At 36.0% G+C, this 13,049-nt stretch carries 13 protein-coding genes; 10 read left to right on the top strand and 3 right to left on the bottom strand.

Translation table 11 applies throughout. From position 1 onward, the window contains the following. On the top strand, positions 1-389 hold a 389-nt coding region (locus I2F23_RS12800; protein ID WP_195772975.1), incomplete at its 5' end, for a glycoside hydrolase family 68 protein. Between the two features lie 130 nt (positions 390-519). Here I2F23_RS12800 and I2F23_RS12795 read toward each other — a convergent pair. The 3 genes from I2F23_RS12795 to I2F23_RS12785 all read right to left on the bottom strand — a co-directional run bounded on the left by I2F23_RS12795 (position 520) and on the right by I2F23_RS12785 (position 2,398). Then, positions 520-831, bottom strand: coding sequence for an RlpA-like double-psi beta-barrel domain-containing protein (locus I2F23_RS12795; RefSeq protein WP_195772974.1), 312 nt, complete (start codon positions 829-831; stop codon positions 520-522). A gap of 198 nt (positions 832-1,029) precedes the next feature. After that, positions 1,030-1,905, bottom strand: coding sequence for a LysR family transcriptional regulator (locus I2F23_RS12790; RefSeq protein ID WP_195772973.1), 876 nt, complete (start codon positions 1,903-1,905; stop codon positions 1,030-1,032). A gap of 67 nt (positions 1,906-1,972) precedes the next feature. Next, entirely contained in the window at positions 1,973-2,398 is a 426-nt protein-coding gene (locus tag I2F23_RS12785) for a VOC family protein (RefSeq protein WP_195772972.1), read from the bottom strand. 226 nt (positions 2,399-2,624) lie between these two features. Here I2F23_RS12785 and I2F23_RS12780 point away from each other — a divergent pair, with 226 nt between their 5' ends. From I2F23_RS12780 to I2F23_RS12740, 9 genes are all read left to right on the top strand, one after another. After that, on the top strand, positions 2,625-3,566 hold the full coding sequence (locus I2F23_RS12780; RefSeq protein ID WP_195772971.1) for a LysR family transcriptional regulator: 942 nt from the start codon (positions 2,625-2,627) through the stop codon (positions 3,564-3,566). Between the two features lie 238 nt (positions 3,567-3,804). Beyond that, positions 3,805-5,034 (top strand): NRAMP family divalent metal transporter, encoded by a 1,230-nt coding sequence (locus tag I2F23_RS12775; protein WP_195772970.1) that lies wholly within the window; start codon positions 3,805-3,807, stop codon positions 5,032-5,034. Between the two features lie 13 nt (positions 5,035-5,047). Then, the gene (locus I2F23_RS12770; protein ID WP_195772969.1) at positions 5,048-5,821 is read left to right on the top strand and encodes a LamB/YcsF family protein; all 774 of its coding nucleotides are present in this window, start codon (positions 5,048-5,050) and stop codon (positions 5,819-5,821) included. Between the two features lies 1 nt (position 5,822). Beyond that, positions 5,823-6,629: a putative hydro-lyase gene (locus tag I2F23_RS12765; RefSeq protein WP_195772968.1), complete on the top strand. Its 807-nt coding sequence runs from the start codon at positions 5,823-5,825 to the stop codon at positions 6,627-6,629. A 19-nt stretch (positions 6,630-6,648) separates the two neighbouring features. After that, positions 6,649-8,238, top strand: a complete 1,590-nt coding sequence (locus I2F23_RS12760; RefSeq protein WP_195772967.1) for a 5-oxoprolinase subunit B/C family protein — start codon at positions 6,649-6,651, stop codon at positions 8,236-8,238. After that, positions 8,235-9,959, top strand: a complete 1,725-nt coding sequence (locus I2F23_RS12755) for an ATP-binding protein (RefSeq protein ID WP_195772966.1) — start codon at positions 8,235-8,237, stop codon at positions 9,957-9,959. Before I2F23_RS12760 ends, I2F23_RS12755 begins: the two co-directional genes overlap by 4 nt. A gap of 70 nt (positions 9,960-10,029) precedes the next feature. Next, positions 10,030-10,254, top strand: a complete 225-nt coding sequence (locus I2F23_RS12750) for a DUF6500 family protein (RefSeq protein WP_195772965.1) — start codon at positions 10,030-10,032, stop codon at positions 10,252-10,254. Between the two features lie 129 nt (positions 10,255-10,383). Beyond that, on the top strand, positions 10,384-11,685 hold the full coding sequence (locus tag I2F23_RS12745) for an acyl-CoA dehydrogenase family protein (RefSeq protein ID WP_195772964.1): 1,302 nt from the start codon (positions 10,384-10,386) through the stop codon (positions 11,683-11,685). A 16-nt stretch (positions 11,686-11,701) separates the two neighbouring features. After that, a partial coding sequence (locus I2F23_RS12740; RefSeq protein ID WP_195772963.1) for an LLM class flavin-dependent oxidoreductase occupies positions 11,702-13,049 on the top strand: 1,348 nt, incomplete at its 3' end.

Below are 13,049 nucleotides of genomic sequence, written 5' to 3'. Positions count from 1 at the left end.
TATTTACCATTAGTCATAAATACACGTATGCAGATGGGTTAACAGGTCCTGATGGAGTCTATGGTTTTGTCAGTGAGGATTTAACGGGTCCATATCGTCCAATGAATAGTTCAGGGCTAGTGTTAGGAAATCCGTCTTCGCAGCCATATCAAACGTATTCACATTATGTAATGCCAAATGGTTTAGTTACCTCTTTTATTGATACGATACCTATAGATTTCGAGACATCAGAGCATTTGAAGTATCGTATTGGTGGTACAGAAGCGCCAACAGTGCGTATTGAACTGCAAGGGGATCGCTCTTTTGTACGTGAAGTGCTTGACTATGGTTATATTCCTGCCATGCGTAATATTACTTTAAAACCTCAAATCAAGCCTTTTGGGAGATAGTACAATGAGTAATGTTGTCCTTTATATTATTTGCCTTCAGTTTTTCTTTTAGATATTTAAGATGTAATTTTACTTAAGTTTTTTAAATAACTACCACTTCGCTTTTAGAAAAGCGAAGTGGTTTAATTGATTATCTCTGTACGTATTCGATATTTGCGTAATACGCATCTCTAGATTGTACGAAAGATGAATAGCGAGGAGCTGCAACCATCATGGTTACTTTTTTCCCAGCAACAACACATTGGCCGTTCGGACAATTACCTACTACCATAACTCGTTCTACATTTCTGGTACAAGACTTTTTGCCAGGAGTTGATATACAGCGCATATCATATAGTCTTCGACATGCTGCTCCGTTGTCCCATAGTCCATCCGAGACTAACACGACATTACCATTACTAGATGAAATATCTTGAGCACTAACATTCGGACAGTTTCCCATATATGAATATGCTGAGCCTCCAACACGTCCATAAAAGCTAAGAGTACCAACGTCCGCAAATAATTGCTGAGAAATAAAAAAGCTAAACGCAATGAAAATAAAGTTTTTTAGCATTTCAATATAAACTAAAATAAGGGAAATCGATTATATTGTGATTAAATTATCTTTATGTATATTAATTGATAAATTATTTACATTTTAAAAGAGGGTATATTGGTCCTGAATCAGATCTTTTACTATTTTTTTTGCAATAAACTGATGTTCATATTTTTTATGAATAACTATAATTTCACGAAAAAACTGTAATTCATTATTGAGTTTGAATATTTTGACTTGAGCTGGCCTTTCTTTCCATAGTCCAACATCGGGGATAATTGCGATTCCAAGATTCGATTCTACCATTTTAACAATCGCTTCGATGTCATCTACTTCAATTAAGTCCTTAGTATTTAATTTATAATGATGGATAAAGTCTTGAACCAACACCCCTCCAAATGACTTGTAGTTATAGCGAATAAAAGGGTATTTCTCTAAAATTTCTCTAATATGACTTTCATCAACAGATTGATGTGTAATAAGTAAAAATTCCTCTTTTTTTAATGTATAAGACTCTATCGTTTCATCCAAAGCAAAAGGTGGCTTAATAATGAATGCGATATCTAAGCGATTTTCCATCACAGATTCAAGAAGATATTCTGATATACCAGGTACTAAATTAATTCGAGCATTAGGAAAATAAGTAATCATTTTCTTTAATAACTGTGGAAGAAAACTGACTTGAATCGTTGATATTGCACCAACTTGTATTTCTCCTGAAAACTCAGTCAATGAGGGAGGAAACTTCATTTTTTCTGCTAATGTCATCATCTCTTCAGCTAGGTCGATTACTCTTAAACCTTCTGCATTTAAGTGAACATTTCGGCCCACACGGTCAAATAGTTTACTGCCTAAATATAATTCCAATGATTTAATTTGTGCGCTGACCGCAGCTTGTGTTAAACCAATTTCTTTACCAGTAGCACTAAATGATCCGTATTTTTTAATGGCAATGAGTGTTTTTAATTCGGTAAGCATAAGCTACTTTTATGACATAAATATATAATGTAATTAAAAAAAGTAGCTATGAGAAGTAATTAAAAAACTATTTAGCAAAAAGTTGACCCATGTCTTTAAATGCTTTGAACTCGAGAGCATTACCACAAGGATCGAGTAAAAACATTGTTGCTTGTTCACCCACTTGTCCTTTAAACCTGATATACGGTTCAATGACAAACTGCGTATTAAATCCTTTTAAGCGTTCTGCTAAGTCTTCCCATTCATTCCATGATAGAACAATACCAAAATGAGGAACTGGGACGTCATGTCCATCTACTGGATTGGTATGTGCATGCTCTTGTGTGGTGGTTTTTGGGTGTTCATGTATTACAAGTTGATGTCCATAAAAATCAAAATCAACCCATTGAGTGCTTGAGCGCCCCTCAGATAATCCGAAAATTTGACCATAGAAATTTCTTGCCGCTGCTAAGTCATATACAGGAATTGCAAGATGAAAAGGGGATAATGCCATAATCGAATCCTTGGTTATTCATATCAGTAATTTACCTGCCAGATTTGTTTAATAATCATGAGTAGGTCATTCGATAGTAGAAAAATTAATTCAATTATAAAAACAATATATTTTTATGAGTTTAATAAATATTTTTTGTGGATTATTCAATAAGAAATAGATTGAGTTACTTCACTATATCTCTATATATTATAAAGATTAATTTTCCAAATTTGGAGATTGTCAGTTGAATTATAAAGGTTTAGAAACACTATATTGGGTTGCTCGTTTAAATAGTTTTAATAAAGCTGCTATACATCTCAATACTACACAGTCTTCCGTATCTCAGCGTATTTTAGCTTTGGAAGCTGAACTGAATATCAAGCTTTTGAATAGAACACCACGCTATATACACTTAACAGACAAAGGAAAAATTGCATTTAAATATGCTGAAAAATTAATTTTACTTAACGAAGAGTTCTTATCGACTATTGCTGAAAATGACAGTTGTATTGAAAGTACAATTCGTTTAGGAACCTCAGAAACCATTGTGCATACGTGGTTGGTAGATTTCATTGACGTTGTTTATCGTGAATACCCTTATATTACCTTAGATATTATTATTAATATTACGCCAGTATTGAAAGAGATGTTAAAAAATGGCGAGCTTGATATGGTTTTTATGTTAGACCATACATGTGACTTCGATTGTATTCAGCGTCCTTTATGTTCATTTGAACAAAATTTTCTAGTTTCTGCCGAGTTTGGCAAGCGATTTCAATCTAAAGGCGCGTTTACTTTTCGTGATTTAACAAGATCGACCATGATTAGCTATCCCAAAAATACACACCCTTATTTAGATTTAAAGCAACAATTGAATCAATTAAGGTTATTAGAACCTAAGACAATTACCAGTTATTCATTAACCACTTTAATTAAGATGACTGAAGAAGGAATGGGGATTGGTGTGCTACCACATTATTCTGTCTTAAAAGAGCTAAGAGAAAAGAAGTTATATTTATTGCCCTCTGAAATTCACTTAAGGCCTTACCATTTTTTATGTGTTTACACCATTGGAAGTGATGACAATGTAAAACACAATCTTGCGGATCTTGCAGTGAGTGTTTCTAGCAAAGCAATGAAAAAGTTAAGTCAGCAATTTAAGAGTGAAAACTTTTATTTATTTTAAATGATCCAATATATGGCATAAGGCACTATATTAAAACATAATAAGCACTATTATAATGCTTATTATTTTTTTTTGTATTAAAAAAATTAATCTATAATCATTATAAAATATGATTTATAAAAAAACACAATAATATCAAATATTTAAATTCAATATTTTTTATTTTATTCCCTTGTCGCTTTTGTATTTAATGTGATTTATTAATTAAAAGAAATTTTTCATATTTAAAGGGAAGGGTATGCAAGATAATAGAAAGAAATTATTTTCAGAAAGACAATGGGCATTAATTGCATCTATTTTTCTGATGGCAACATCTGCTATGGGGCCAGGATTTTTAACCCAAACAGCAACATTTACCGCAAAAATGGGAGCTGCTTTTGGTTTTGGAATATTACTCTCTATTATTATTGACTATGTTGTACAACAAAATATTTGGCGTGTCGTCACACTTACTCAAATGCGCGCACCTGAGGTTGCTAATGCAGCTTTACCAGGCAGTGGGTATGTACTTGCAGTATTGGTTATATTGGGGGGATTCTTTTTCAATATTGGAAATATTGCAGGTGCGGCGCTTGGTTTAAATGCACTTTTAGGGCTTGATACGAAATGGGGTGGTGTTATTAGTGGAGGCATTGCCATTTTAATTTTTGCATCAAAGCAAGCTACTGCAGTAGTAGATAAAAGTATGATGGTATTAGGGATCGTCAAAATACTCATCGTAGTCATTGTTGCAATTATTGTTGCACCTCCTGTAGGTGATGCCTTTCATCAAACTATTTTACCGAGTCATATAGACTTTGCCAGCATTACAACAATTGTTGGCGGTACAGTAGGTGGTTATATCTGCTATTCAGGTGCACATCGTTTACTCGATAAAGGTGCGGTTGGCCCAGAAAATATTAAAGAGGTTTCGAGCGCAGCAACTAAAGGAATTATTGTCGTAGGTATTGTTCGATATGTACTTTTTCTGGCTATATTAGGTGTTGTCACTAGTGGTGCAATGATTGATTTATCGAGTAAAAATGCGAATCCAGCAGCTCAGGCATTTCAATATGCAGCCGGGGAGTTTGGATTTAAAATTTTTGGATTAATTTTCTTTGCTGCGGGTATTAGTAGTGCAATAGGTGCTGCATATACATCAGTTTCTTTTTTCACAGTATTTAAAAAAGATATCTCATTAAAACAACGCAATACTTGCACCGTTATTTTTATTGCAGCTGCACTTTTACTCTTTGTTATTTTAGGTGCGACACCTGCCAGTTTACTTATCTTCGTAGGCGGATTTAACGGTCTCGTGCTCCCTATTGGTTTAACCCTCTTTGTTTATGTTGCAGCATTTCGTAAAGATTTGATTGGTTATCAAGGTTATCCAAAATGGTTAACTGTTCTTGGCATTCTCACCTGTGTTCTGACTTGGTATATGGGGTATATCTCGTTCAATACTATTTTTCACTACTTAGAATCATAATAAGGAGATCATGATGAATATTGATTTAAACAGCGATCTAGGTGAAAGCTTTGGCTCATGGCATATGGGCAATGATAAGGAAATTCTAAAAATTGTGACCAGTGCAAATATTGCATGTGGTTTTCATGCAGGTGATCCACAAGGTATGCTTAAAACAATAAAACAAGCTTATGTATGTGGAGTTGCAATAGGTGCACATGTTTCATATCCCGACCTAGTCGGATTTGGACGGCGTAATATGGATTTATCTTATGATGAGTTATATGCCGATGTGTTATATCAAATTTCCGCACTAAGTGGCATGGCTAAGAGTGTAGGTGCCGAAGTGACCTATGTAAAACCCCATGGTGCTTTATATAATACCATTTCAAAAGACTTACAGCAGGCACAAGCAGTAGTTGATGCGATTTGTGCATTCAACTCAAGTCTATATTTAGTCGCTTTGGCTGGCTCACCACTCATTCATTTTGCAAAAGAAAAAGGCTTATCTGTAATTTCTGAGGCATTTGCAGATCGTGCGTATCATTCAGATGGAACACTCGTTTCCCGAAAAATAGATGGTGCAGTTTTACACGATTATGATGAAATTGCGTTAAGAGTCGTAAATATGGTGAAAACAGGCCATGTACAGTCAATTGAAGGTCATTTAACTCCTATTCAAGCAGATAGTATCTGTGTACATGGCGATACAAAAGGGGCATTAGAAATTGCTCAAAAGATTACTCACGTCTTAACCGAAGAAAATATATCAATTCGTTCCTTTTCCTCGTTAAAAGGAGGTCAGTAATATGAGTATTCATTATCAAGCCACACCGACACAGTTAGCTATAGCACATCAAGAAAGACTTAAAATTAGACATGGGGCAAATGTTCCAACAATGGGTCTTGCACCGGGTATGACACAAGTAAATATGATTTGTGTACCTGAAGATTGGGCATGGGATTTTTTATTGTATGCGCAAAGGAATCCTCAAAGTTGTCCTGTTCTTGATGTCATTGAATCTGGTGGTTTTAAAACGATATTAGGTAAAGATATTGATATTCGGTCTGATTTTCCTAAGTATCATATCTGGGAAAATGGTCAAAAAATAAATGAGTTAACAGACATTACAGAGATGTGGGAAAAACATCCCAAATTGGTGACATTTTTAATTGGTTGTAGTTTTTCTTTTGAAAACAATCTTTTAATGGCTGGTATCGAGGTACGCCATATTACAGATCGGACAAATGTTCCCATGTATCTAACAAATATTCCTTGCCGTACTGCTGGAAAAATTTCGGGTAATCTTGTTGTCTCTATGAGACCCATTCCTGCCTCTCACGTGTCTCAAGCTGTTCAGATTACATCAAAAGTTCCTCTTGTACATGGTGCACCTGTACATATTGGTTTTCCTGAACAGCTAGGAATTAATGATATTTATCGCCCTGATTTTGGCGATATGCCTCGGATGTTACCACACGAAATTCCAGTATTTTGGGCTTGTGGTGTGACACCTCAAGCAGCAGTCATACAATCTAAGATTCCTTTTGCAATTAGTCATGCACCAGGACATATGCTTATTACAGATATACCAGATCGTAGATGGTCAATTTAATTCTCAAGGCAGAAAAATAATGCGTTTTCTATCCGTAAGTGCAAATAGTTTTCTGATTGAGTTTAGTCATTTGTCAGAAACAACGAATTTCTTTAGATATTTAAAGCAACAGCATCATTCAGCGATTTTGGATATGATTCCTGCAGAAAAAACAATATTTATTGAATATTCAGCATTCCTTATTGAACAAAAGCAATTAATTGAATGGATTGCTAAACAACAAGTTAAAAAGATAGCACCAGAGGTGGGCGAGGAAGTTATTATTCCTGTCAGCTATAAAGGTATAGATTTGGCTCCAGTTGCCGAGCTATTGGGAATAACTGTCGCAGAAGTTATTAAGAGACATACAGAAAATGAATGGAAGGTTGCATTTATTGGTTTTTCGCCTGGCTTTGGCTATCTAAATAGTGAAAATGCACCATTTGGTAGTGTTCCTCGACTGAGTTCACCGCGTAAACAAATTACCATGGGGGCTGTTGCACTGGCTGGTGAGTATAGCGGAATTTATCCCAAAAATAGTCCTGGTGGGTGGCAGCTTATTGGACATACGGATGAAAAAATGTGGGATATTTATCGTAATCCACCAGCATTATTGTTGCCCGGTCGCCGTGTTATTTTTAAAGATAATAAAAATGGAAGTTCTATTTTCGTTGCTTCATCAATAAAAGAAATAGGCGCGGTTGAGCAGAAAGAAGGTCGTGAAGCTGTTCTAAAAATCTTAAAATCAGGCATGCAAACATTAATACAAGATGAGGGTAGACATGGGCAATTTGCCTTAGGAGTAGGTGTTGGCGGAGTTATGGATAAACGTGCGATGCAGTATGCGAATGAATGTGTAGGCAATCAAATTCATAACGCTGTTTTAGAAATTTTAAATGGTGGTTTTCAAGCTGAGATTCAACAACACACAGTTATTGCAGTCACTGGTGCAGAGGCTGAAGTATCTATTCAATATAAAGATGGACACACTGTTGAGGCTTCAACTTATGAAGCAATTGCATTAGATGTGGGAGATCAAATTAAGATTAAAACACCACGTGCAGGTTTAAGAAATTATCTTGCAATACGAGGTGGAATAGATGCACCCAAGATATTGGGGAGTCGAAGTTTTGACACTTTGGCGGAGTTAGGCGCAGCGCCCTTAAAACAAGGAGACAATGTCTATGTTGAGCAATCGATTGTAGGCGCTATTCCTTTTAATATTTCTTTTCAAAAATTAAGTCTTCCAACATCTTCCAATATTGTCATCTTAGATGTCATTTTAGGGCCTAGGCTCGATTGGTTTGATGCAGATAGTATACGAATTCTGAGCTCACAAGATTGGTTAGTCACAAGTGATATTAATCGTATTGGGTTGCGACTTCATGGAAATGAACCACTTAAGCGAATTAAACATGAGGAACTCCCAAGTGAAGGAACAGCTATTGGTGCGTTACAAATTCCTCCCAATGGACAGCCCGTATTGTTTATGAACGATCACCCTTTAACTGGAGGATATCCCGTTATTGCAACAGTTGCAGATTACCATTTGGATCTTGTGGCACAAATTCCTACAGGATGCCGTATTCAATTTCATCCAATTTCAGAATTCATGGACGTAAAAATATGAAACATAAGCTAATTATCGCAAATCGTGGTGAAATTGCAGTACGAATTATACAAACTTGTAAAGACCTATCTATTCATTCTATTGCGATCTATGCAAATGATGATATACAAAGCCTTCATACTCAATATGCAGATGAAGCATGGGCACTACATGGTATATCTGCTGAAGAAACCTATTTAAATATGGAGAAAATTTTAGAAGTTGCAAAAAAATCTGGTGCAACAATGTTACACCCCGGTTATGGGTTTCTTTCTGAACGTGCCGATTTTGCTCAAGCTGTTTTGGACGCTGGACTAATTTGGATTGGCCCCTCACCGAAGAGTATTCAACTTTTAGGTGATAAAATTGAAGCACGTAAAATTGCAAAAAAAGTGGGCGCACCACTTGTTCAAGGAACCACTGAGCCCTTAAAAAATGCTCAAGAAGCATATCAATTTGCTTTAGATTATGGATTGCCAATCGCAATTAAAGCAGCATTTGGTGGGGGTGGTCGCGGTCTTAAAGTGGTCAGAGCATTAAATGAAGTAACGTATCTATATGAATCTGCTGTTCGCGAGGCTGTTAGTGCATTTGGTCGTGGGGAGTGCTTCGTTGAACAGTATTTAGATCGACCAAGACATTTAGAAGCGCAAATTATTGCAGATCAACATGGTAATGTTGTGGTATTGGGAACCAGAGACTGTTCCTTACAAAGACGTAATCAGAAATTGGTAGAGGAAGCACCTGCACCATTTATATCTGAGCAAATTTTTCAGCAGATTTTAGATTCTGCCAGCGCGATTTGTAAAGAAGCCGAATATGTGGGTGCTGGAACCGTAGAGTATTTATTGAGTCATTCGGGGATGCTTTCTTTTTTAGAAGTGAATACGAGATTACAAGTCGAACATCCTGTAACAGAACAAACTACAGGTGTCGATTTGGTCGCTGAGCAAATTTCAATTGCATTAGGTCATCGGTTGTCGATAACAACGACGCCAAAGCCACAAGGACATGCAATTGAATTTAGAATAAATGCCGAAGATCCAACACGTGGGTTTATTCCAGCATTTGGTATGATTCATGATTTTAAATCGCCGTCAGGTCTAGGTGTACGCTTAGATACAGGTGTAAAACGTGAAAGTTTGGTTTCTAGCCATTTCGATTCACTTTTAGCAAAATTAGTGATTACTGCACCAACAAGAGCACAGGCGATACAACGTGCAAAACGTGCCTTAAGTGAGTTTAAGATTGAAGGTATTGCAACGGTATTACCTTTTCATCAAGATGTTTTACAGCATCCAGATTTTTGTGAGGATTTTAAAGTACATACACGCTGGATTGAACAAGACTACACCCCAAATTATGAGCCATTTGTACGAAGCCAATACCAGAAAAATAGTACCATTCAGTATCTTCAAATTGAAATTGATGGGAAGCTACATGAAGTAGGTTTGCCAAATACACTACTGAAAAATATGGTGCAAGCACCTATTGCTGATGTTGCATCGAGTTCAGAAACTGCATCTTATAATATGGTTGCTGCACCAATGAGTGGTGTTATTACAAAATGGAATGTGACTTCAGGTGAGTATGTAGAGAGTGAGCAAATTATTGGTATTATGGAAGCGATGAAAATGGAAGTACCTATTGTTGCCCATAAATGTGGAGTTTTAAATATTATAATTGATACGCAAAATACAATTACAGCAGATACATCTATTGCCTCTATTGATGAAAGTTAATTTTTATCCGTTTTTTAAGCTTGTTCATGTTTTAATAGAACAAGCTTAAAAGTTAAAATAGTACAAATAGATGAATACACAACTAAAAGAAAGAATATTAAAAATTTGTGAAGCTCAAATGGCTAAGAAGGGAGAAAATGTCGGCCTTTCTTTTTATGCATTTTTTAAAAATAAAAATGATGAACCAGAATTATTAATGCAAGTTGCCTCTTGGTGGATTATGACACATCGGTTAGATCACTTTGAAAAAGCTTATAAAATTAAGCAACTTATATTAAGTGAAAATAATACATAGCTTTCAATTTGAATATTTAAGTAGATGAATTTATGAGTTAAAGTTCTTTGCTTATCTAAAAATAGTAATTCTATTTTCTCGAAATTAATCTAAGTTAAATGATATAGATTTTTATTAGAGCAAATGAAAATGAGCCAACTACAGTCAAACTTTACACTAGAAAATTTATATCAACATACTTCCAAAAACTCTTTAATAGGGCAGTTGTGGGCAAACCCACCTTCTGAACGCTATGAAAACCTAGCTGAACATTTTAGACCAACTTTTGAAAAAATTAAGCAAGGTACTTTAGAGCGTGAAAAAAAACATCTTCTCCCTTACGAGCAAATACAATGGCTAAAAGACATTGGGTTTACACGTTTAAGGCTACCCAAAGCATATAATGGATTCGATGCAACCATTCCTGAGTTATTTGCACTGCTAGTCGAATTGGCAGAAGCAGATTCTAATTTACCGCAAATATTAAGGGTACATTTTGGTTTTAGTGAAGACCTATTGTTGTCGAAAAATAAAGCATTTCAAGAGAAGTGGTTATCTAGATTAGCACAAGGTGATACCGCTGGTAGTGGCTGGTCTGAGGGTGGTAAAGAGGCACAAAATCAGTTTCAGACACATATTTATAAAGATGATCAAGGTAGTTTAAAGCTCACTGGTAAAAAGTATTATACCACTGGGAGCTTATATGCAGACTGGATTGATGTAGGTATTACAGATTTACATGGTGAATCAGCTTCTATTTTAGTTAATCGACATTCTGATGGTGTATCTGTCGTTGATGATTGGAATGGTTTTGGACAACAGTTAACAGCCAGTGGTACAGCAACATTTCAATCCGTTCAGGTAGATGAAACAGATGTTTTAATAGATGCTGTGCGTTTTAAATATTCGGCAGCATATTATCAATTGGTTCAGTTGGCAATTATTGTAGGTTTAGGTCGCTCTTTAACGCATCGTTTATCTGATGCAGTAAAAAGAAGAACGAGAAATTATAGTCATGCCAATGCAACACATATTCGTGATGATGCTCAGGTTCTACAAGTTGTAGGTAAAGTCCGTAGTGCAACATATACATCGGGCATTATTGTAGAAAAAAGTGCAATTGCTTTGCAACGTGCCTTTGCATCAGGTTTAGAGACAAATTTGCAAGCAGAAGCTGAGCAAAATGCTATCGCTGAACTAGAAACAGCTCAAGCACAAACCATCATTACAGACTTACTATTAAATGCTTCAACCATTGCTTTTGATGCCTTAGGCGCTTCTGCAACAGATAAAGATCTTGCTTTAGATCGCTACTGGCGAAATATTCGAACACTTGCCTCTCATAATCCTAGAATCTATAAAGATCGTATTGTAGGCGATTTTAGTGTCAATGGAACATTGCCGCCGTATCAGTGGCGTATTGGTCATGTCGATGCATTAAAAGCAAGCTAAGGGTGAGCTATTAAACATGACCAAGAGAATTAGCTTTAATGCATTTGAAATGAACTGTATAGCACATCAGTCTCCTGGATTATGGCGACATCCTAAAGATCGATCTGTGGAATATAAAGAGATTGAGTATTGGACGGATTTAGCTAAGATTTTGGAGGAAGGAAAATTCGATGGTATTTTCATTGCTGATGTTCTAGGCATCTATGATGTATATCATCACAGTGCAGATGCAGCACTTCGTGGTGCTATACAAATTCCAGTGAATGATCCATTGCAAATTATTCCTGCAATGGCAGCTGTAACGAAACATCTTGGCTTTGGTTTAACCACCTCAATTTCTTTTGAACATCCTTATCCATTTGCACGTCGAATAAGTACACTTGATCATCTTACCAAAGGGCGGTTAGGATGGAATATTGTTACCTCTTATCTCGACAGTGGTTCTAAAAATATTGGTTTAAAAACACAATTAAATCATGATAATCGTTACGATATTGCCGATGAATATTTGGAAGTGTTATATAAACTCTGGGAGGGATCTTGGCAAAATGATGCTGTTTTAAGAGATAAAACACAGGGGGTTTTTGCAGACCCTAGCAAGGTACATGCAATTTCACACGAAGGTAAGTATTTTTCTGTGCCAGGTATTCACTTATGTGAGCCTTCACCACAACGAACACCTGTTTTATATCAGGCAGGTGCATCATCTCGCGGACAAACTTTTGCCAGTCAAAATGCTGAATGTATTTTTTTGGCTGCACCCTCTAAAGCAGTTACCAAAAAGTTTGTTGATGGCATAAAAGAGAAACTTCTACAAACTGGACGCTCTCCAAACGATATAAAAATATATGCATTGGTGTCTATTGTGACAGATGATACTGATGAAAAAGCTCAGAAAAAGTTTGAAGAATACCAATCTTATGGAAGTTATGATGGCGCATTGACATTACTTTCAGGCTGGTCAGGTGTTGATTTTTCACAATATCAAGCAACAGATCATGTCGAATATATTAAAACCAATGCGATACAGTCGCTACTAGATGCCTATGTGAACGCAGATCTGAGCAAGGTTTGGACTGTTGATGAAATTGCACGCTGGAATAGTTTGGGTGGAAATGGGCCTGTATTTGTTGGTTCTGCTACAACAGTTGCAGATAAACTACAAGAGTGGATAGAAGACACAGGAATAGATGGCTTTAATCTAGCATATATTCTTGCACATCAATCGTTTCAAGATACAGTAAATTGGATTGTACCTGAACTGCAACGCCGTGGAGTTTATCAAAAAGAATATTCCTCAGGTACATTAAGAGAAAAATTATTTAATAAAGGGGATTATTTGCCAGATAATCATAGAGGTATAT

The sequence above is a fragment of the Acinetobacter pollinis genome, assembly GCF_015627175.1.
Taxonomy (GTDB): domain Bacteria; phylum Pseudomonadota; class Gammaproteobacteria; order Pseudomonadales; family Moraxellaceae; genus Acinetobacter; species Acinetobacter pollinis.
Note: the sequence above shows the minus strand (reverse complement) of the source record. Positions and strands in the feature narration are given on the sequence as shown.

What these genes read in the sequence shown, in the direction of transcription:
- I2F23_RS12795 (WP_195772974.1), bottom strand. Translation starts at nt 831, where the DNA reads ATGGGAAACTGTCCGAATGTTAGTGCTCAAGATATTTCATCTAGTAAT.
- I2F23_RS12790 (WP_195772973.1), bottom strand. Translation starts at nt 1,905, where the DNA reads ATGCTTACCGAATTAAAAACACTCATTGCCATTAAAAAATACGGATCA.
- I2F23_RS12785 (WP_195772972.1), bottom strand. Translation starts at nt 2,398, where the DNA reads ATGGCATTATCCCCTTTTCATCTTGCAATTCCTGTATATGACTTAGCA.
- I2F23_RS12775 (WP_195772970.1), top strand. Translation starts at nt 3,805, where the DNA reads ATGCAAGATAATAGAAAGAAATTATTTTCAGAAAGACAATGGGCATTA.
- I2F23_RS12770 (WP_195772969.1), top strand. Translation starts at nt 5,048, where the DNA reads ATGAATATTGATTTAAACAGCGATCTAGGTGAAAGCTTTGGCTCATGG.
- I2F23_RS12765 (WP_195772968.1), top strand. Translation starts at nt 5,823, where the DNA reads ATGAGTATTCATTATCAAGCCACACCGACACAGTTAGCTATAGCACAT.
- I2F23_RS12760 (WP_195772967.1), top strand. Translation starts at nt 6,649, where the DNA reads ATGCGTTTTCTATCCGTAAGTGCAAATAGTTTTCTGATTGAGTTTAGT.
- I2F23_RS12755 (WP_195772966.1), top strand. Translation starts at nt 8,235, where the DNA reads ATGAAACATAAGCTAATTATCGCAAATCGTGGTGAAATTGCAGTACGA.
- I2F23_RS12750 (WP_195772965.1), top strand. Translation starts at nt 10,030, where the DNA reads ATGAATACACAACTAAAAGAAAGAATATTAAAAATTTGTGAAGCTCAA.
- I2F23_RS12745 (WP_195772964.1), top strand. Translation starts at nt 10,384, where the DNA reads ATGAGCCAACTACAGTCAAACTTTACACTAGAAAATTTATATCAACAT.